General features: G+C 71.9%; 20 protein-coding genes. 5 read left to right on the forward strand and 15 right to left on the reverse strand.

The window, feature by feature from the left end; all coding sequences use genetic code 11:
* Positions 1–12: 12 nt before the first annotated feature.
* Positions 13–756, reverse strand: coding sequence for a ribonuclease PH (gene rph / locus D7M15_RS09580; RefSeq protein WP_121517117.1), 744 nt, complete (start codon positions 754–756; stop codon positions 13–15).
* 98 nt (positions 757–854) lie between these two features.
* Positions 855–1088, reverse strand: coding sequence for a PTS glucose/sucrose transporter subunit IIB (locus D7M15_RS09585; protein WP_121517118.1), 234 nt, complete (start codon positions 1086–1088; stop codon positions 855–857).
* Between the two features lie 264 nt (positions 1089–1352).
* Between D7M15_RS09585 and D7M15_RS09590 the strand changes: the two genes are divergently transcribed.
* The gene (locus tag D7M15_RS09590) at positions 1353–2627 is read left to right on the forward strand and encodes a PTS transporter subunit EIIC (RefSeq protein ID WP_121517119.1); all 1275 of its coding nucleotides are present in this window, start codon (positions 1353–1355) and stop codon (positions 2625–2627) included.
* Positions 2628–2716: 89 nt separating this feature from the next.
* On the opposite strand, the gene D7M15_RS09595 is transcribed toward D7M15_RS09590, so the two are convergent.
* Positions 2717–3478 carry an MBL fold metallo-hydrolase gene (locus D7M15_RS09595; protein WP_121517120.1) on the reverse strand — a complete coding sequence of 254 codons (762 nt, stop codon included), beginning with the start codon at positions 3476–3478 and terminating at the stop codon, positions 2717–2719.
* Positions 3479–3684: 206 nt separating this feature from the next.
* On the opposite strand from D7M15_RS09595, the gene D7M15_RS09600 reads away from it, so the two are divergent.
* Complete coding sequence (locus D7M15_RS09600) at positions 3685–3879, forward strand: hypothetical protein (RefSeq protein WP_121517121.1); 195 nt, start codon at positions 3685–3687, stop codon at positions 3877–3879.
* Between the two features lie 32 nt (positions 3880–3911).
* Here D7M15_RS09600 and D7M15_RS09605 read toward each other — a convergent pair whose 3' ends face one another.
* The 8 genes from D7M15_RS09605 to clpS form a co-directional block, all read right to left on the reverse strand.
* Complete coding sequence (locus D7M15_RS09605; protein WP_121517122.1) at positions 3912–4862, reverse strand: cysteine synthase; 951 nt, start codon at positions 4860–4862, stop codon at positions 3912–3914.
* Positions 4862–5149, reverse strand: a complete 288-nt coding sequence (locus D7M15_RS09610) for a MoaD/ThiS family protein (RefSeq protein WP_121517123.1) — start codon at positions 5147–5149, stop codon at positions 4862–4864. Before D7M15_RS09610 ends, D7M15_RS09605 begins: the two co-directional genes overlap by 1 nt.
* Positions 5150–5253: 104 nt before the next feature.
* The gene (locus D7M15_RS09615) at positions 5254–5445 is read right to left on the reverse strand and encodes a putative leader peptide (protein ID WP_206337343.1); all 192 of its coding nucleotides are present in this window, start codon (positions 5443–5445) and stop codon (positions 5254–5256) included.
* 66 nt (positions 5446–5511) lie between these two features.
* Positions 5512–5943 carry a M67 family metallopeptidase gene (locus tag D7M15_RS09620; protein ID WP_121517125.1) on the reverse strand — a complete coding sequence of 144 codons (432 nt, stop codon included), beginning with the start codon at positions 5941–5943 and terminating at the stop codon, positions 5512–5514.
* A 96-nt stretch (positions 5944–6039) separates the two neighbouring features.
* Positions 6040–7602 carry an alanine/glycine:cation symporter family protein gene (locus D7M15_RS09625; protein ID WP_121517126.1) on the reverse strand — a complete coding sequence of 521 codons (1563 nt, stop codon included), beginning with the start codon at positions 7600–7602 and terminating at the stop codon, positions 6040–6042.
* A 394-nt stretch (positions 7603–7996) separates the two neighbouring features.
* Positions 7997–9433 carry an amino acid permease gene (locus D7M15_RS09630; protein WP_121520506.1) on the reverse strand — a complete coding sequence of 479 codons (1437 nt, stop codon included), beginning with the start codon at positions 9431–9433 and terminating at the stop codon, positions 7997–7999.
* A 332-nt stretch (positions 9434–9765) separates the two neighbouring features.
* On the reverse strand, positions 9766–10365 hold the full coding sequence (locus tag D7M15_RS09635) for a DUF2017 domain-containing protein (protein ID WP_121517127.1): 600 nt from the start codon (positions 10363–10365) through the stop codon (positions 9766–9768).
* Positions 10365–10676 carry an ATP-dependent Clp protease adapter ClpS gene (gene clpS, locus D7M15_RS09640; protein ID WP_121517128.1) on the reverse strand — a complete coding sequence of 104 codons (312 nt, stop codon included), beginning with the start codon at positions 10674–10676 and terminating at the stop codon, positions 10365–10367. The genes D7M15_RS09635 and clpS overlap by 1 nt, the downstream gene beginning before the upstream one ends.
* 110 nt (positions 10677–10786) lie before the next feature.
* Here clpS and D7M15_RS09645 point away from each other — a divergent pair, with 110 nt between their 5' ends.
* Positions 10787–12130 carry a nicotinate phosphoribosyltransferase gene (locus D7M15_RS09645; RefSeq protein ID WP_121517129.1) on the forward strand — a complete coding sequence of 448 codons (1344 nt, stop codon included), beginning with the start codon at positions 10787–10789 and terminating at the stop codon, positions 12128–12130.
* Between the two features lie 238 nt (positions 12131–12368).
* A complete protein-coding gene (locus tag D7M15_RS09650; RefSeq protein WP_121517130.1) occupies positions 12369–12956 on the forward strand; it encodes an isochorismatase family protein in 588 nt (195 codons plus the stop codon).
* Between the two features lie 41 nt (positions 12957–12997).
* Here the strand turns inward: D7M15_RS09650 and D7M15_RS09655 are convergent, their stop codons facing one another.
* Together D7M15_RS09655 and D7M15_RS09660 are read right to left on the reverse strand one after the other, a co-directional pair.
* Positions 12998–13315: a hypothetical protein gene (locus D7M15_RS09655; RefSeq protein ID WP_240649606.1), complete on the reverse strand. Its 318-nt coding sequence runs from the start codon at positions 13313–13315 to the stop codon at positions 12998–13000.
* Positions 13316–13789: 474 nt separating this feature from the next.
* Positions 13790–16171, reverse strand: coding sequence for an immune inhibitor A domain-containing protein (locus D7M15_RS09660; RefSeq protein ID WP_121517131.1), 2382 nt, complete (start codon positions 16169–16171; stop codon positions 13790–13792).
* 321 nt (positions 16172–16492) lie between these two features.
* On the opposite strand from D7M15_RS09660, the gene D7M15_RS09665 reads away from it, so the two are divergent.
* On the forward strand, positions 16493–16846 hold the full coding sequence (locus D7M15_RS09665; protein ID WP_121517132.1) for a hypothetical protein: 354 nt from the start codon (positions 16493–16495) through the stop codon (positions 16844–16846).
* Between the two features lie 39 nt (positions 16847–16885).
* Here D7M15_RS09665 and D7M15_RS09670 read toward each other — a convergent pair whose 3' ends face one another.
* Positions 16886–17620, reverse strand: a complete 735-nt coding sequence (locus tag D7M15_RS09670; RefSeq protein WP_121517133.1) for an RDD family protein — start codon at positions 17618–17620, stop codon at positions 16886–16888.
* An 88-nt stretch (positions 17621–17708) separates the two neighbouring features.
* A complete protein-coding gene (locus D7M15_RS09675; RefSeq protein WP_165906228.1) occupies positions 17709–19646 on the reverse strand; it encodes an RDD family protein in 1938 nt (645 codons plus the stop codon).
* Positions 19647–19781 lie beyond the last annotated feature (135 nt).

A 19781-nucleotide genomic window follows, 5' to 3' on the forward strand; every position in this document is an offset into this window, starting at 1 on the left:
GCCCGGTGGTCCCTACTCCCGCGCGAGCGCCCGGCGTTGGACGCCGTCCAGCTCGGCGCAGCCCTTGACGGCCAGGTCCAGCAGGGAGTTCAGCTCGTCGCGGCTGAACGGGGCGCCCTCGGCGGTGCCCTGGACCTCGACGAAGCGGCCGTCGTCGGTGCAGACCACGTTCATGTCGGTCTCGGCGCGCACGTCCTCCTCGTACCGGAGGTCGAGCAGCGGCACGCCGTCGACGATGCCGACGCTGACGGCGGAGACGGCGCCGGTGAGCGGCTGCGCCTTCGCCTTGACCAGCTTGCGCTCCTGCGCCCAGGACACGGCGTCGGAGAGGGCGGCGTACGCGCCGGTGATGGCCGCCGTACGGGTGCCGCCGTCGGCCTGGAGGACGTCGCAGTCGAGCACGACGGTGTTCTCCCCGAGGGCCTTGAAGTCCACGACGGCCCGCAGGGCGCGGCCGATGAGGCGGGAGATCTCGTGCGTACGGCCGCCGATCTTGCCGCGGACGGCCTCGCGGTCGCCGCGGGTGTTGGTGGCGCGGGGCAGCATGGCGTACTCGGCGGTCACCCAGCCCTGGCCGCTGCCCTTGCGCCAGCGGGGCACGCCCTCGGTGACGCTCGCGGTGCAGAGGACCCTGGTGTCGCCGAAGGAGACCAGGACGGAGCCCTCGGCGTGCTTGCTCCAGCCGCGTTCCAGAGACACGGGGCGCAGCTGGTCCGGTGTCCTCCCGTCGATGCGGGGGACGTCGCTCTGAGACATGGGGGCGAGCCTATCCGCAAAACGGTGGGGCCCGTTCCGCGGGAACGGGCCCCACCGGCGGGTCACTTCGGGACCCGGCGCTCACGTCGCGCCGTGGCTCACATCATGTCCTCGATCTCGGAGGCCACCGGGTCCGCGTCGGTGCCGATGACGACCTGGATCGCGGTGCCCATCCGGACGACCCCGTGGGCACCGGCGGCCTTCAGGGCCGCCTCGTCGACCAGGGAGGGGTCGACGACCTCGGTGCGGAGACGGGTGATGCAGCCCTCGACCTCCTCGATGTTCTCCAGACCGCCGAGTCCGGCGACGATCTTCTCAGCCTTGCTGGCCATGTGCTTCTCCTGGGGTCTCGGCCCTGCGGACGCAGGGCGTCCGTGGCGCGGTGCGCACACGGTAGTCCACGATCGGTCGGGTCGGCGGGCGCCCGTACAACGGGTGGCGAGGGGCGTGAGTGCCCGATGTGATCCACGCCACTCGTCGCAACGGATTCCCCGTCCGCCGTGCCCATGTTAAAAATGGTCTAAACCACTCAATGGATTAGACCATTTATGGGGCCCGTGTCCACATTCGGCGGTGCCCGACACCGGGAGGAAGCTATGTCCACGGCGAGCGCTTCGGCGGATGCCGGCAAGAAGGGCGGCGGCGGCTCAGGCGCCATGGCCGTCGCCCAGCGGATCGGCCGCAGCCTCATGCTGCCGATCGCCACGCTGCCCGCGGCCGCGCTGATGGTACGCCTCGGCCAGACGGACATGCTCGGGGACGCGGACCTCCCGAAGTTCCTGAACCGTGTCGCCGAGTTCCTCGCCGCGGGCGGCGGTGCGCTGCTCGACAACATGCCGCTGCTGTTCGCCGTGGGCATCGCGGTCGGCTTCGCCAAGAAGTCGGACGGCTCCACCGGCCTGGCCGCCGTGGTGGGCTACCTGGTCTTCAAGACCGTCCTGGAGACGTTCTCCGACGACAGCCTCCCCAAGGAGGCGTCGGTGGTCGACGGCAAGATCGTCGAAACCGCCGCGCCCGTGAACGCGGGCGTCCTCGGCGGTGTCGTCATGGGCATCGTCGTCGCGCTCCTCTACCAGCGCTACCACCGCCAGAAGCTCCCCGACTGGCTGGGCTTCTTCGGCGGCCGTCGCCTCGTGCCGATCCTCTCGTCCTTCGCGGGCCTCTTCATCGGCATCGTCTTCGGCTACATCTGGCCCGTCCTGGGCACCGCCCTGCACGACTTCGGCGAGTGGCTGGTCGACTCCGGTTCCGTCGGCGCCGGCATCTACGGCGTCGCCAACCGCGCGCTGATCCCCGTCGGCATGCACCACCTGCTCAACTCGTTCCCGTGGTTCCAGGCCGGTGAGTACGAGGGCGCCCACGGCGACATCGCGCGCTTCCTCGCCGGGGACCCGGACGCGGGCCAGTTCATGACCGGCTTCTTCCCGATCATGATGTTCGCGCTGCCCGCTGCCTGCCTCGCGATGTACCACTGCGCGCGCCCCGAGCGCCGCAAGGTCGTCGGCGGCATGATGTTCTCGATCGCGCTCACCGCGTTCGTGACCGGTGTGACCGAGCCGATCGAGTTCACGTTCATGTTCATCGCGCCGGTGCTGTACGCCATCCACGCGGTGCTGACCGGTGTGTCCATGGCGCTGACCTGGGCGCTGGGCATGAAGGACGGCTTCGGCTTCTCGGCGGGCGCGATCGACTTCCTGCTGAACCTCGGCATCGCGACGAAGCCCTGGCTGCTGGTCGTGGTCGGCCTCTGCTTCGCGGTGGTCTACTACTTCGTCTTCCGCTTCGCGATCCTGAAGTTCAACCTGCCGACTCCGGGACGCGAGTCGGACGAGGAGATCGCGGAGGAGGAGAAGGCGCAGTACAAGGCCTGATCCACCAGGGTTGATCCCCGCACGACCCACGTACGCGGCCCCGGAGCTGATCGCTCCGGGGCCGCGTGCGTACGGGGTACGGGCGCGCGTCACATCTCGTAGACCGCCCCGGCGCGGGCCAGCTCCACCGGGCCGTCGAAGGCCGCCTTCGCGTCGCGCAGGTTGGCCTGCGCGTCCGTCCACGGCGGGATGTGCGTGAGGACCAGCCGCCCGGCGCCCGCCTCGGCGGCGCACTCCCCGGCCTGACGACCGTTCAGGTGCAGCTCGGGCAGGTCCTCCTTGCCGTCCGTGAAGCTGGCCTCGCAGAGGAAGAGGTCCGCGTCCCGCGCCAGCGCGCCGAGTTGGGGACAGGGGCCGGTGTCGCCGGAGTACGTGACCGTACGGCCGGTGGCCCGGTGCTCGACGCGGAAGCCGTACGCCTCGACGGGGTGCGTCACCAGCTCCGTGCGGACGACGAAGGGACCCAGCTCGAAGGTGCCGCCGGAGGTGATCGTGCGGAAGTCGAAGACCTCGCTCATCGACTTCTCGGAGGGCGTGTCGTCGTACGCCGTGGTCAGCCGCTTCTCCGTGCCGTCCGGGCCGTAGACGGGGATGGGGGCGCAACGGCCGCCCTCGTAGCGGTAGTAGCGGGCGACGAAGTACGCGCACATGTCGATGCAGTGGTCGGCGTGCAGGTGGCTGAGCGCGACGGCGTCCAGCTCGTACAGGCCGCAGTGGCGCTGGAGTTCGCCGAGGGCGCCGTTGCCCATGTCGAGGAGCAGCCGAAAGCCGTCAGCTTCGAGGAGGTAGCTCGAACAGGCCGAGTCCACGGACGGGAAGGACCCGGAACAGCCGACGACGGTGAGCTTCATGGAGCGGGAACCTCCGGTTACGGCCCGTTGCGGTCCCCATGCCCTGGCGGGTGGCTGGGGGTTTCCCGAGCGTAAGCCGCGTGGACCCGGGTGACTCCTCCACATCGCTGTGGTGTGGGCGGAATCACCAGCCCGGGGTACGGTCGGGGGCCGGGGACTCTCGTACAGCCATACGGTCACGCAGCGCGTGGTCGGAGGGGGCGCGCGTGGAGACGTGGTCGTGGGCCGCGCTGGGCGGGGTCGCCCTGCTGGCACTGGTGGCGACGCTCGTGGACGGCCTGGGTCGGCTCGGCCCGCGCAGGCGGCGCGGAGGCGGGAGCGGCGACCGTCCCGGGGACAGCGGCACCGACCGCGACGGCACCGACCCCACGGACGGCGACGGCCGCCGCCCGGAGCCGTAGCCCGGACGGCGGCCGCGTGCCGCGTCGGATGGTCAGGCCCAGAGCTGGCCGTGGAGCGCGGCCACCGCCGCCTCCGTGGTCGGGGCGGTGTAGATGCCCGTCGAGAGGTACTTCCAGCCGCCGTCCGCCACCACGAAGACGACGTCCGCCGACTCCCCCGCGCGCTCCGCCCGGCGGGCGACGCCGAGCGCCGCGTGCAGGGCGGCGCCCGTGGAGACGCCCGCGAAGATGCCCTCCTCCGCGAGGAGTTCACGGGTACGGGCCACCGCGTCCGCCGAGCCGACGGAGAAGCGGCCGGTGAGCACCGACTCGTCGTACAGCTCGGGCACGAAGCCCTCGTCGAGGTTGCGCAGCCCGTAGACCAGGTCGTCGTAGCGCGGTTCGGCGGCGACGATCCGGATGTCCGGGCGGTGCTCGCGCAGGTAGCGCCCGGCGCCCATCAGGGTGCCGGTGGTGCCGAGGCCCGCCACGAAGTGGGTGACCGACGGCAGGTCGGCGAGGATCTCGGGGCCCGTGGTGGCGTAGTGGGCGCCCGCGTTGTCCGGGTTGCCGTACTGGTAGAGCATCACCCAGTCCGGGTGCTCGGCGGCCAGCTCCTTGGCGACCCGTACGGCCGTGTTGGAGCCGCCCGCCGCCGGGGACGGGACGATCTCCGCGCCCCACATGGCGAGCAGCTGGCGGCGCTCCTCGCTGGTGTTCTCGGGCATGACGCACACGATGCGGTAGCCCTTGAGGCGGGCGGCCATGGCGAGCGAGATGCCCGTGTTCCCGGAGGTCGGTTCGAGGATGGTGCAGCCCTCGGTGAGCCGACCGTCCTTCTCCGCCCGTTCGATCATGTGCAGGGCCGGGCGGTCCTTGACCGAACCGGTCGGGTTCCGGTCCTCCAGCTTCGCCCACACGCTCACGTCGGCGGAGGGCGAGAGCCGCGGGAGGCGGACCAGCGGGGTGTTGCCGACCGCCTCCAGCGGGGACCCGTAGCGCATCAGGCGGGCGCTTCCGCGCCGCCCGCGACCGCCGGGAGGATGGTCACGCTGTCGCCGTCGCTCAACGGGGTGGCGATGCCGTCCAGGAAGCGGACGTCCTCGTCGTTGAGGTAGACGTTCACGAAGCGGCGCAGCTCGCCGCCGTCCACGAGCCGGTCCCGGATGCCCGCGTGGCGGGCTTCGAGGTCCGTGAAGAGTTCGGCGACGGTGGCGCCGTCCCCCGTGACGGTCTTGGCACCGTCGGTGTAGGTGCGCAGGATGGTCGGGACGCGGACCTCGATGGCCATGGGTGTGCTCCTGTGGGAGAGGGAGGCGGGCGGGGCGTACGTACGGCCGCGGCGCGGTACGGCGCGGGTCCGGTCGGACGTCGGGACGCGGGGACGCCGGGGCGTCAGCCGCGACCGCGGGCGCGCGCGGCGGCACGGCCGCCGGGACACGTCGCGCTCGCGAGGCGGCACAGGTCGACGTGCAGACGTGCCGTCCCGCAGCCGAAGGCTCCGAGGAGGCCCGTCGCGGCGCGCGCGGAACCGGGCACCGAGGTGCCTCCGCTTTCCGGGAACGCGCTCACGTCGTGGACAACCATGGGCTCATCGTAACGATTCCCGGGCCCCGGAAGCCGCTCTCGTACCAGCATGCGGACCCACCCGTCTCACTCGCCGTACGCCGGGACCGTACGCACGTCCTCCTCGGTCACCTCGCCGCCCACGATGCGGAACGACCGGAAGGAGACGGGCCCTTCGTCGTTGCCGCACTCGGCGGTGGACACCAGGACGTAGTGCGCGCCGGGCTCGTTGGCGAGGGAGATGTCCGTACGGGACGGGTACGCCTCGGTGGCGGTGTGCGAGTGGTAGACGACGACGGGCTCCTCGTCCCGGTCGTCCATGTCGCGGTAGAGCTTCAGCAGGTCGGTCGAGTCGAACTCGTAGAAGGTGGGCGAGCGGGCCGCGTTCAGCATCGGGACGAAGCGCTCGGGCCGGTCCGTGCCCTCCGGTCCGGCGACCACGCCGCACGCCTCGTCGGGGTGGTCGGCACGGGCGTGCGCGACGATCCGGTCGTACAGCTCCTGGGTGATGGTCAGCATGGTGTGCAGGATAGGTCGGCACGGGAACGGGGCCCCGCCCGCGCCCCCCGAGGGGTGCGGGCGGGGCCCCGGTGCCGTACGGGGACCGGCGGCCGGTCAGGCCTCCTTGGCCGCTCCCGCCGTGGCCCAGCTGGCCTCGATCTCCTCCTCGGTCTCGCCCGCGTCGCGCCGGCGGGTGTACTCCAGGACCTTCTTCAGCTCCTGCTTGACCACCGGGGTGAGGAAGTACAGGCCGACGATGTTGAAGAGCGCCGCCATGAACAGCGTCGCGTCCGAGAGGGACACCAGGGTGCCGAGGGACATCAGGGCACCCATCACGACCGTGAGACAGAAGACGATCTTGTAGATCAGCTCCGAGATCTTGCTGTCGCCGAACAGGTACGTCCAGCTCTTCATCCCGTAGTAGCTCCAGGTGATGAGCGTCGAGAAGGCGAACAGCAGGACCGCGACGGTCAGCAGGTGCGGGAACCACGACAGGGCGGTCTCGAAGGCGTCCGAGGTGACCGAGATGCCCTGGCTGGTGCTGCCGTCCACGGCCTTGCCCGCGGCGGCGTCGTCGCGCAGGCCCTCGTACATCGGGCCGCCCGCGACGATGATCGTCAGCGCCGTCATGGTGCAGATCACGACCGTGTCGAGGAAGGGCTCGATCATGGCGACGAGACCCTCGGTCGCCGGGTGCTTCGTCTTCACCGCGGAGTGGGCGGTGGGCGCCGAGCCGATGCCCGCCTCGTTGGAGAACGCGGCCCGCTGGAAGCCGATGATGAGCGCGCCGATCAGGCCGCCCGCGACGCCCTCGGGGTTGAACGCCTCGGTGACGATGGTGGCGAAGGCGCCGGGCACCTCACCGATGTTGAAGCCGATCACGAGCAGGCAGGCACCCACGTACAGGATCGCCATGGCGGGCACCAGGCGGCTGGTGACGGCGCCGATGGCCTTGATGCCACCGAGCAGGACGAGGGCGACGAGAGCGGCGATGACGGCCCCGTACAGGAACGCGCCGGTGGACCCGCTGAAGAAGCTGTCCTCCTTGCCGGTCACGGCCGTGACCTGCTCCAGGGACTGGTTGACCTGGAAGAGGTTGCCGCCGAAGAAGGTGAAGAACAGGAGCATCGAGCAGGAGCCGACCGCCAGGACCTTGCCGAGGACCGGGAAACCGCGCTCCGCCAGGCCCTTGCGCAGGTAGTACATCGGGCCGCCGGAGACGGTGCCGTCCTCGTCGATCTCCCGGTACTTCACGCCCAGCGTGCACTCCACGAATTTCGTGGCCATGCCGAGCAGACCGCAGAGGATCATCCAGAACGTGGCACCCGGGCCGCCGATGGAGACGGCGATGGCCACACCCGCGATGTTGCCGAGGCCGACGGTGCCGGAGACGGCGGAGGTGAGCGCCTGGAAGTGGCTGATCTCGCCGGGGGCGTCCTTCTGGTCGTACTTGCCGCGTACGAGCCGGAAGGCGGTCCTGATGTAACGGACCTGGGCGAACCCGAAGTACCCCGTGAAGATGAGCCCGGCGGCCACCAGCCAGCCGACGATGAGCGGGAAGTCCGTACCGAAGACGTGGACGTCGTAGAAGACGATCTCGTTCGCCTTCGTCGCTATGGGCTCGAAAACATCATTGATGCTCTCGTCGACCTTGTCGGTCCAGGATTCGCTTGCCATGGGGATTCCTCTGGCCGTTTCCGATACGTGGTCACGGTGGACGGGAGAGCCGCCCGCGACCGGCGCGCCCCCGATGCACGAGGACCGAACCGCCGACCCGGACTTGGCAACTCCTTGACGATGTTTTGGCTTTTGGTGTTCCTACCACGCACAGCTACCGACCTGGTGCTTCGAAGAAGAAGCAGTCACATCACATCGGAGTAACGCCTCGGGAATTTCCCCGCGAAGGAGACATTCTCCTCCATCAATGTGCAGTGCACATGAATAATGCGCGGACGTGATCACACGGAGTCACGACGGCACGGTCAGAAGCGCGGGAGGCTTCCGCGCACGGAAAAGCCCGTGGGGCGTACGGGAATCCGTACGCCCCACGGGCAGCAGTCCGCCGAGTGCGTCAGCCGACGGGCTCCTTGGCGTTCTCGCCGCTCGACGGGCCGCCGCCGAGCAGGACGTCCTGCTCGCGCCGCTTCAGCACCTGCCAGCCGACGGTGAGGCCGATGGCCCAGCCCACGGCGACGTACAGCGAGATCCGCGCGTCCTCGTCCATGGCGACGAGCACCAGCACGAAGATCAGGAACGCGAGCGCGATGGAGCTGGCGATCGCGCCGCCCGGCGCCCGGAAGGGCGAGCTGGGCAGGGTGCCGGCGACCACGGCGCGGCGGTAGAGGATGTGGCAGGTCAGGATGACGCACCAGGTCCAGATACCGGCGGCCGTGGAGACCGAGGTGACGTAGCCGAACGCCTTCTCCGGCACGAAGTAGTTGAGGACGACGCCGATGGCCATGACCGACACGGAGAGCGCGACGCCGTTGGCCGGGGCGTGACGGCGGTTGAGCTTGCCGAAGAGGCCCGGCGCCTGCTTGTTGGACGCGAGGTCGCGCAGCATGCGGCCGGTGGAGTACATGCCGGAGTTGCACGACGAGAGCGCGGCCGTGAGCACCACGAAGTTGACGATGCCCGCGCCCAGCGGGATGCCGATCTTGGCGAAGGCGGCCACGAACGGGCTGACGCCCGGCTCGAACTCGGTCCACTTCACGACGGACAGGATGACCAGCAGCGAGCCGACGTAGAAGATCGCGATACGCCAGGGCAGCGTGTTGATCGCCTTGGGCAGCGTCTTCTCCGGGTCCTCGCTCTCGGCCGCGGTGACGCCGACCAGCTCGACGGCGAGGTACGCGAACATGACGCCCTGGAGCGTCATCAGGCTGTCCCCGATGCCGTTCGGGAAGACGCCGCCGTGGTCCACCAGGTTCGAGGCGGTCGCGGTGTCACCGGCGTCGGAGAAGCCGAGGGTGAGCACGCCGAGGCCGATGACGATCATGCCGATGATCGCGGTGACCTTGATCATCGAGAACCAGAACTCGACCTCGCCGAAGATCTTCACCGAGATCAGGTTCACGCCGAACAGCACGATCAGGAAGACCAGGGCGCTGAACCACTGGGGGATGTCCGGGAACCAGTAGTTGATGTAGATCGCCGAGGCGGTCAGCTCCGCCATGCCGGTCACGACCCACAGCAGCCAGTACGTCCAGCCGGTCGCGAAGCCGAAGAACGGGCCGAGGAACTCCCGCGCGTACTCGACGAAACCGCCGTCGACGTGCCGGTAGAGCAGCAGCTCGCCGAGGGCCCGCATGATGAGAAAGACGACGACGCCCGCGAGGGCGTACATCAGGATGATGCTCGGGCCGGCCTTCGCGATGTTCGCGCCGGCGCCCATGAAGAGGCCCACACCGATCGCGCCGCCGATGGCGATCATCTGGACCTGCCGCGGGCCCAGTCCCCGTTCCAGCTCCTCGCCTGCGGGCTCGGGGGCCCCGGCTGAGGACGCCATGTCCTGCTCAGACTTCATTGGTGATGCGCCTTTCTCCACACCGGCTCCCCTCACGGAGCCGGTTCCGTACAGCCGGACGGAGCGTGCGTGCCGACGGACGACCGCCGGACGACACCGCGGCGCAGGGGCAGCGTCCGCGGCGATTTCGATCGTGCAGGTGTACCACGGCGGAAGGTTCCGATCGGGCACACGAATGTGCCCCACACCACACGAATCCATGGACAGAAAGGGACATCGGCCGTCAGATACAACCCCCGTGTTGGGCTGATCTTTACCTGGAATTGAGGGCCCTCTGAGCCTGGCCCGACAGCGCTCCGGAGCCCCTCGGGAACTCAGCGTACGAGCGTCTCCACCAAGGTCTCCTGGAGGGCGCCGAGCCACAGGTACGCCATCACCATCGGCTTGCGCGGATCGCCGTCCGGGAGGTCGTACAGCCCGCCGCCGCCCTCGTCGTCCGTGACCTCCAGCCGGGTGCCGATGGCGAGCCGCAGATCGTTCAACGTGCCCAGCCAGCAACGGGACTGAGCCGCCGTCAGCCGGAGCACCGCGCCGCCGTCGGCGCGCGCCGTGAGGGCGTCGAGGCCGTGGACGACGGCGAGGGCGTTCTCGCGCTTCCCGGCCCGCAGGTCGTTCTCGGTGAAGCGGCGGAAGTCCCGGGAGGCGGTGCGGGCGTCCTCGTCCTGGTCGCCGGGCCTGCTCTCCGGGTCGCGGTACGCGTCGGGGAAGAGGCGCGCGAGCACCGGGTCGGACGGGGGTTCACTCGGGCCCTCCGCGAACAGCGCGGCGAGCGGGTCGTCACCCTCGGCGGGCTCGTCGCCGGGGCCGACCAGCTCCAGCAGCTGGACGGCGAGGCTGCGCAGGATGGAGATCTCCACCTCGTCGAGCGCGAGCGCGGCGCCGCCGTCGGCGGTGGCCTCGAACTGCCCGGACATCAGCGCTCCCGGGTGAGGGTCGCCCAGAGGCCGTACCCGTGCATGGCCTGCACGTCGCGCTCCATCTCCTCGCGGCTGCCCGTGGAGACGACCGCGCGGCCCTTGTGGTGGACGTCCATCATCAGCTCCTTCGCCTTCTCCTTGGGGTAGCCGAAGTAGCTCTGGAAGACGTAGGTCACGTAACTCATCAGGTTCACGGGGTCGTTGTGGACGACGGTCGCCCAGGGGACGTCCGACTCGGGCACCTCGTAGGGCGCCTCGCTCGACTCCGGACGCTCGATCTCCGTGGGGGCGACACTCACGGGTTCCATGCTGCCACCCCGGGGGGTGTCCCGCGCAAACGGCTCCCGTCCGGGTGGACACGGAGAGTCATGCCCATGGATATCGTCACTCTGACGAAATCTGCGGTAGCATGGCCCGTATGAACACTGCTGAGCTGGAACTGCCGGTGTCCGTGCCGTCCACGGCGCTCTTCACCGACCAGTACGAGCTGACGATGCTCCAGGCGGCGCTCCGCTCCGGTACGGCGCACCGGCGGTCCGTCTTCGAGGTCTTCACCCGCCGCCTCCCCGAGGGCCGCCGGTACGGCGTGGTCGCCGGGACCGGCCGCGTGCTCGACGCGGTGGAGAACTTCCGCTTCGGCCCGGACGTGCTCGACTTCCTGCGCTCCCGCGCGGTCGTCGACGAGGCCACCCTGAGCTGGCTCGCGGACTACCGCTTCGGCGGCGACATCCACGGCTACCCCGAGGGCGAGGTGTACTTCCCCGGCTCCCCCGTCCTGCGCGTCGAGGGCACCTTCGCGGAGTGCGTGCTGCTGGAGACCGTCGTCCTGTCGATCCTCAACCACGACTCCGCCGTCGCCGCCGCCGCGTCCCGCATGGCCGTCGCCGCCGGGGACCGGCCGCTGGTCGAGATGGGGGCCCGGCGCACCCACGAGCTGGCGGCGGTGGCCGCGTCGCGCGCCGCGTACGTCGGCGGCTTCAGCCGGACCTCCGACCTGGCGGCCGGGTTCCGCTACGGCATCCCCACCTCCGGCACCAGCGCGCACGCCTTCACGCTGCTGCACGACAGCGAGCGGGACGCGTTCACGGCGCAGGTCGAGTCGCTGGGGCGCGGCACGACGCTGCTGGTCGACACGTACGACGTGGCCGAGGCGGTCCGTACGGCCGTGGAGGTCGCCGGGCCGGACCTGGGCGCCGTACGGATCGACTCCGGCGACCTGCTGCTGGTCGCCCACCGGGTACGGCAGCAGCTGGACGAGCTGGGCGCGCGGGACACCCGGATCGTGGTGACGAGCGACCTGGACGAGTACGCCATCGCGTCGCTGGCGGCGGCGCCGGTCGACTCGTACGGCGTCGGCACGCAGCTGGTGACCGGGAGCGGGCACCCGACGTGCTCGATGGTCTACAAGCTGGTCGCGCGCGCGGACGACGCGGACGACGGCGGTACGGGCGGCGGGGGCGCGCTGCGGCCCGTCGCGAAGCGGAGCCTCGGCGGCAAGTCCACCGTGGGCGGCGCGAAGTGGGCCGCCCGGCCCCGCGACGCGGACGGCGTCGCGCGCGCCGAGGTGCTCGGTACGGGCGCGCTGCCGGAGGAGCTGGCGGACGTGCGGCTCCAGGTGCCGCTGGTGCGCGCGGGGCGGACGATCGGCCGCGAACCGCTGGACGCGGCGCGCGACCGGCACCGCGCCGCGCTGGCCGGGTTGCCGCTGTCCGCGACGCAGCTGTCGCGGGGCGAGCCCGTGCTGCCGACGGAGCAGCGGTGACGGGCGACCGCCCGCGGCGCGGGCGTTCCGGCGGTCCGCGCGGTGGGGGTTCCGGCGGGCTCCGGCGCGGGCGTTCCGGCGGGCTCCGGCGCGGGCGTTCCGGCGGGCTCCGGCGCGAGGGTTTCGACGGTCCGCGGCGCGGGACACAGGGGTACCGGCCGCGGCGTGCGGCACCGGGTGAATACTCTCGGACACGGTGGCGGAGCCACCCCCCATCCCCGGCCGAAAGGTGTGCGCCATGCACCGGGCACTGATCATCGTCGACGTGCAGAACGACTTCTGCGAGGGCGGCAGCCTCGCGGTCGCGGGCGGCGCGGACGTCGCCGCCGCCATCACCGAGCTGGTCGGCGCCGCGACGCCCGGCTACCGGCACGTGGTCGCCACCCGCGACCTGCACATCGAGCCCGGCGACCACTTCTCCGACCAGCCGGACTACGTCGACTCGTGGCCCCCGCACTGCGTCGCGGGCACCGAGGGCGTCGGCTTCCACCCCAACTTCGCCCCCGCCATGGCCTCCGGCGCGGTCGAGGCGGTCTTCGACAAGGGCGCGTACTCGGCGGCGTACAGCGGCTTCGAGGGCGCGGACGAGAACGGCGTGGCGCTGGGCGACTGGCTGCGGCAGCGGGACGTGCGGGAGGTGGACGTCGTGGGCCTCGCCACGGACCACTGCGTACGGGCGACCGCGCGGGACGCGGCGGCGGCGGGCTTCCGTACGCACGTGCTGCTGGAGCTGACCGCGGGCGTCGCGGCGGAGACGACGGAACGGGCGTTGGCGGAGCTGCGCGACGCGGGCGTGGAGCTGACGGGCGAGCCCGTCGTGCGCTGAGCGACCGCCGGGCGGGGCCCCGGGGCCCGTGGGCCGGGCGCTCAGCCCCCCGCGGGCCGGGCGCCCGGTGCCCGTGACGCGTGCGCGTGGTGGTGCCGCAGCAGCGTGCCTATCGGGTGCCACGCCTCGGTCTCGTCGCCCGGCCGGGCCCGCCAGACCAGCCCGTCGGGGTGGTGCAGCACGGCGGTGATCTCGTCGGGCGTCGGCGGCTGGGTGTTGCCCCGCAGGTAGACGGCGCGGAGGCCGAGGTTCCGCAGCCGGGTCAGGGCGCGGGCGCGGTTGCCCGCGTGCACCAGCACCCGTACGCACGGCTCCTCGGGGGCGGCCAGGACGCCCGTGCGCGGGGCGGCGGCGCGCACGGTACGGGCCGCGTCGGCGTGGGCGGACCAGCGGCGCCGCTCGGGCGCCCACGGGTCGTCCGGCGACAGGCGGTGGCGCCACGGCGCGGGCGCGCCCTGGGGCGCGGCCGTCGCGCCCGGCCCGGCGGGCCACGGCACGGGCGCCGTACGGCGGTCGCCGCGCGCGTGCGGCGCGGCGGCGACGGCGCGCGGGTCGGCGCCGGGCGGCGCCGCGCCGGGGGCGGGCCCCGGCGGCCCGCCGGTGGCGGCGGCCGACGTGCCCGGCGCCGGAGCCGCGCCCGCACCCGGGCTCGGCAGTGACAGCGCGACGATCACACTGCCGTCCGGAAGCTGGGCGAATCCGCCTACAGCCATGATCAACAACTCCCCCGCAGACTGGTCGTCAGAAGAACCTCGTGGGGGCATCTAAACGTGATCGGCCGCTCCCCGCCAGGGGGTAGCGGCCGATCATGTTTTGACCTGCAACGATGCAAATCAGCGCTTCGAGGGTCCCACCCCGACCGTGATCGACTTACCGTTCCAGGGCTGCTTCAGGATGCTGATCCGGGTGTTCGTGTCCGGCACCTTCACACCCGCCTGCGGGTTGCTCTCGTACCAGTACGTCCCCTTGTGGTCGTCGAATACCGGAGTGCCCCACTTCGACTTCACGACGGTCTTCTTGCCGTTCGTGTGGAGGTTCATCCCGTTCGACGGGTACCAGCTGAAGGGCGAGTCGTACGCCTGCACCCGCCCGCGCATCAGGCTGTCGTCGTGCTTCCAGCGCTCCGGCTTGGCGTGCGCGTCGATCGGCAGGATCAGGCCCTCACCAGGGTGGACACCGACGTTGTTGTCCGCCTGCGAGGTGTCCCAGAGCCAGAGCAGCAGGCCCTTCTGGTAGTCGTAGCGCTCGACCCAGTCCGGGCGGGTCGAGGCCCAGCCGAAGTTGTACGGGCCGTGCGCGAGCGACTTGTCATAGCCGACGTGCTGCCGGTTCTCGGCGATGTAGAACTGCTCGTAGTCCTTCGTGAAGGACTCACCGATGCGCGAGAAGCCGGTCGCCGTCCAGCCGTTGTCGTCCGCCTCGGCGCCGTCCTCGAAGACCTTCTCGCCGTCCGCGGTGACCGAGAGCGCGTCCGCGGCGAAGCCCTTCTGGGCCACTCCACCGTCCGTCAGATAACGGAAGCGAACGTCGATCTTCTTGCCCGCGTAGGCGTCCAGCGGGAAGACGAGGTCGCGGTACGACTCCGACACACCGCTCAGCGCGGGGCGGTCGCCGCCGTCGCGCGGGATGGCCTCGCCGTCCGAGGTGCCGTCCAGGGGCGTCCAGTTGGCGCCGCCGTCGGTGGAGACCTCGGTGTAGAGGAAGTCGTAGTTCTCCTCGATGTCCCACCAGCCCTTGAGACCGAGCGAGGCGCTCGACTTGCCCGTGAGGTCCACGGAACGGCTCAGGGTGTTGCGCAGGTCGTCACCGCTGCCGCTCCACCACTGGTGCTCACCCTCGGCGGGCTTGGTGATGGTGGTGGTGACCTTCTTCTTCGGCAACTCCACCATGAGCGCCTGGGGGTTCTTCGTCTGGTAGCTCTGATACCCCAGCTTGTGCGTGGACTTGGTGGCCGCCTTCGCGGACTCGTAGTCCAGCCAGCCCAGTTGGAACTTGTCCCAGGCGTTCAGGTCGCCCGCCGAGTCACCGATCGCGTCCTTGCCCTTGTTGAGCCAGGAGCCCGAGGACATCAGGGACCAGAAGCCGACCGAGTTCTCGCCGGTGCCCGTCGTGTCGTAGTGGTCCGGCAGGCCGAGGTCGTGGCCGTACTCGTGGGCGAAGACGCCGAGTCCGCCGTTCTCCGGCTGCGCGGTGTAGTCACCGACCCAGATGCCGGTGTCACCGATCTCCGTACCGCCCGACTTGTTGCCCTCGGGGCCGGTGTGGCCCGCGTCGGTGCCGTACGCGTACCAGCGGTGCGCCCAGATCGCGTCCTCGCCCTGGACGCCGCCGCCGGCGGACTCGTCCTCACCGGCGTGGATGAACTGGAAGTGGTCGATGTAGCCGTCGGGCTCGTTGAAGTCGCCGTCGCCGTCGAAGTCGTAGCGGTCCCACTTGTCGTACTCCGCTATGGAGTCCGCTATCTCCTCGTCCGAACGGCCTTCCGCCTTCTGGCCCTTCACCCACGCCTCGACGCCGTCGCGGATCGCGTCCCAGACGGTCGGGCAGGTGGTGTCGCCGCAGTAGTTGGAGCCGTAACGCGCCTCGTTGTAGTCGACCTTGACCCAGTCGGAGACGGCGCCCTCGACGGAGTAGCGGCCGGAGGACTGCTTCTCGTAGTACGTCTTGAGGGAGTCGGTGCCCTCCCCGAAGTAGATGTCCTCGAAGTGCTCGCGGTCGAAGTCCTCCTTCCAGTACGTCGAGTTGTCGTCCTTGCGGTCCGGCTTCGCGATCTTGTTGTGCAGCGGACCGGCGTCACCGCCGTACTCCGGGTCGACCTTGTCGCCGAACTCGACGAGGATGGTGAAGATCTTGTCCGTCTTCTCCCGGGCCAGCTCGACGTACTTGTCGTCGCCGAGCTTCATCACCTTGGAGTCCTTGCGGGTGAAGGTGTCGACGTCACCCTTCTCCCCGTCGCCCGCGGCGAGTTTGGTGAGGGCCGCCTGACGCTCCGCGCGCTGCTTGGCGCTGAACGGACCGTCCAGATTGTGGCTGTGCTCCTCGCCGCCGTGCCCCGCGTCGTCCGCGTGACCGGCCTGCCCCGCCTGCTGTTTCGGCTGGGCGTCCGGCTGGGCCTGCGCGGTCCCGGCGGGCAGCAGCACCGCGGCACCGACAGCCGCGAGCACGGTGGCCAGCGCCGCCGAGGTGGATCTGATGGATCTCCGTCTGCTGTTCACCAGTCGGTGTCCTCCCGTGAAAATGCAGTGAACTTGACGGGAAGCATTCGACCGGAGTGTCACGGGAAAAGACAGCCCTTGATTAAACAGGGAGCACAGCAGTAGGTTGCTGCGTCCATCTGTCGGGATGCCCGCAGACCCCGTGCGCCCGTGCGCCCCCCGTGCAACGGCGACGTGGGTGAGGTCACGCTTACCGTGGCACCTGGTGGGCAATTCGCATCGTAGAGTCGTTCGACGGCGCGCATCCACACCGGTCGTCCGACTCCGCGTACTTCCCGTACGCCCCGTACTCCCGACAGTCTCCTGAGGACGGATACCGCCATGCCGCGTCCGACCCCCGCACAGCTCGCCTACGGTTCGGTCACCGTCGTCTCCTCGACACTCGCCATGCTGCTGCTCTCGGGGGTCACCTCGGGCGCGGGCGTCATGGTGATCGCCGTGGCGGCGCTCGCGTCGGGACTCCTCGTCGCCCTCACCGCGCCCCTGGCCCGTACGGCCCTCGGCTCGCGCGGCCGCGCGACCGCACCGGCCGCCACCGCGCCCACCGCCTCCACCGCCGCGGCCGCGACCGCCGCACCGGCGGCGGCGCGTACGGCGGACGACGGGCCGTCGGCCCGGGTGCGCCACGGGCGGCCCGCCGGGGTGCGCCCGCAGGTGTCGTCCGCGCGCCGCTGAACGGCCCGCACGGGCTGGGCCGTTGAACGGGCCAGGCCCTCAACCCGCCGTCACGGCCACGGTCTTCGCGGCCTTGTCGTGGAAGCACCGGCGGTACGGCTGGTCCCAGGTGCAGGACAGCACGTTCACGAGCCAGAACAGCGACCCGATGCACGGGACCAGCGTGGGCAGTTGGTAGACCGCCGCCCGCGTCCAGGCCGGGGAGCCGGTGGGCACGGAGCCGTCGTGCAGCATCGCCACGCGGATGTTCATGACCTTCTTGCCGACCGTCTGGCCGGACTGCGAGAGCATGACACCCTCGTAGAGGAAGTACACGACGGTGTAGAGGCTGCCCTGCCAGAAGGCGGCCCTGTTGTCGTCGTACGAGAAGCCGGTGAGCAGCCCCATCACCAGGCCCAGCGGGATGCCCACGATCAGCGCGTCGATCAACCGCGCCACGACCCGCTTCCCGAGCGGCGCCAGCGGCGGCATCCCGGCCAACGGGTCGGCGGCGCCGCCCGCGTGACCGTACGGGCTCGCGCCGTACGGATCACCGGGCGCGGGCTGCGCTCCCCCGCCGTACGGGGAACCGCCGTACGGGGAACCGCCGTACGGGCCCGCTCCCGAGCCGTACGGGCCGGTGCCGTAGGGCGCGCCGCTGCCGTACGGGGAGCCGCCGCCCGGCGGGGGTTCGCCGTACGGGGAGCCGCCCGGCGCCTGGCCGGGCGGGGGCTGGGACTGCTGCGCGGGCGGCGGTTTCCGGAACGGGTCGCCCGAAGGCTGCTCGGTGCTCATGGCTTCGAGTGGAACGCGCGCCACAGCACCCCGCAACCGCGGACGCGGTCGGGGCCCCCGCGCCGGGGTCACCTCCGTGCGGGCGCGGTCACTTCCCCGCGACGAACGTACGGGCCGCCTTGTCGTGCCAGCACTGCCGCCACGGCTGGTCGAACACGCACCAGAGGACGTTGACCACACCGATGACGAGCACGGCCAGCACGTTGTACGTCAGCCACCGCACCACGGCCGCGCCCATCGCCGGGGTGTCCTGGCGCTCGACGTCCAGGACGCGCAGGCCGAGCAGCCGCTTGCCGAGGGTCTGGCCCCAACGGGCGGTCGGCAGCGCCTCGTAGAGCAGCCCGAAGACGAGGAAGACACCGAGGACCACGGCCAGATAGCCGCCGGTCGTGCCGTCGATCAGCCACACGTCGCGGGTCACCCCGGCCTGCTCGACCGCGTCGATCTTCTCCTGGACGTGGTCACCGGCCTTGCCCGCGAACGGGACCGCCGCGAGGGCGCCCGCCCCGAACACGAAGAAGCCGTCGATCACCCGCGCCGCCAGCCGCCGTCCCGGCGAGGCGGGCCGCGCCTGCTGCCTGGCCTGCGCGAACGGGTCGGCCACGGGCGGGCGCCAGGGCGTCACGGCGTCCGGGCCGCCGCTGGGCGCCTGCGCGGGCAGGCCGCCACCGGCGGCGGACGGCTGCGCCAGGTCGTGCACGTGCTGGGCCCACGGGGGGCGCGCCGCGTCCTGCGCGGGGGCGGCGCCGTGCGCGGGGGCGGCCTGTCCCGCGCCGTACGCGGCCGGGGCGTCGGCGCCGTACGGCTGCCGCGCGGCGGGGGTCGCCGCCGGGGCGGCGTGCGCGGGCGGGGCGTCCTGCGGCGGAGCCGCAGCGGCCGACGCGGCGGAGGCGGCCGACGCGGAGGCGGCCCGCTGGCGGGCGTCGGGGGCGGCGCTGCCGCGCAGGATGTCCGCGCGGCGCAGCCGGGTCGTGTGCTCGGACCGTCGCCCCGGCGGGGCCGGGGACGCCTCGGCGTCCGGAGCCGCGCCCGTACCCGGACCCGCGTCCGGCGCGGGGGTGGCGTCCGCGACCGCGTCGCGGGAGCCCTCGGCGGGGCGCGGGATGCGCAGGCCGACGGTGTCCTTCGGGTGGCCGCCGGACGGCTCCTGCCCGGCGGGGCGGCCCACGGGGCCCGCCGACAGCTCGGCGCCGCCCGCCGCCGGGAAGCCCTGCGGGCCCTGCGGCCCGCCCGCGCCCGCGTCGTCGGACCGTCCCCAACCACCGCGCGGGTCCGGCGCGTTCGCCGTGCCGCCGGGCGCCGCGTCGGCGCCCCCGGCACCCGCCGGGGAGCCGTCCGGCTCGCCCCAGGCGAGGCCGGAGGCGGCGCCGCCGTAGGCGGACTGCTCCGGTACGCCCTGCCCCTCCGGTACGCCGGACCGCCCCGGGTCGCCGGTGTGCCAGTCACCGGCGGCCTCGGGCCGGTTGCCGTGCAGGCGGCGCGGGTCGTCCCAGCCGGTCACCGGCGGCTCGTGCGGGGCGACCTCGCCGGACGCGCGGACCGCCGGGAGCCCGGCTCCGTCCGTCGCGCCGGGGCCGGGGGTGCTGCCGGGCAGGCCGCCCTCGTCGAAGAACATCGGGCCCGTGTCGTCGGCGGACGCGGCGCCCCAGCCGCCCCCGGTCTCGGGGGTGCCGGTGCCCTCGGGGACCGCGGCGGGTTCCGGCTCGTGCCGCTGCTCCGGCACCGGCCGCCCGTCCCCGGTCACCACACGGCCCTCCAACGGCGCGCCGCCGGACCCGGACCCCGTACCGCCGCCGCCCGCGCGCTCCTTCGCGCCGGACACGGCGGACGCACCGGACGCGCCCTTGCCGTCCGCCGCGCCGCCGGGCGGCTCCGGCATCGGCTCGCCCTCCTTCGGCTCCGGGCGGCTGGTGCCCGGCACCCAGGACGCGCCGTCCCAGTAGCGGATGTAGCCGGGGATGGACGGGTCCGGGTAGAACCCGGGCAGGGGGCTTCCGCTGGCGTTTCCTGCGGGTGGGGCACTCATCTGTCCAGGTCCCGTATCTCTCGACCGTTGTGTCGGGGTCGTGCGACGTGCGGCGCGCGGTGGCTCCGCTGCTCCGGCGTACGGACGGTGCCGACCGGCACGGAGACAACGCGGAGACAACATCTACCAGAAGCC

The organism is Streptomyces sp. Z26, assembly GCF_003665095.1.
In the GTDB taxonomy this organism is placed as follows: domain Bacteria; phylum Actinomycetota; class Actinomycetes; order Streptomycetales; family Streptomycetaceae; genus Streptomyces; species Streptomyces phytohabitans.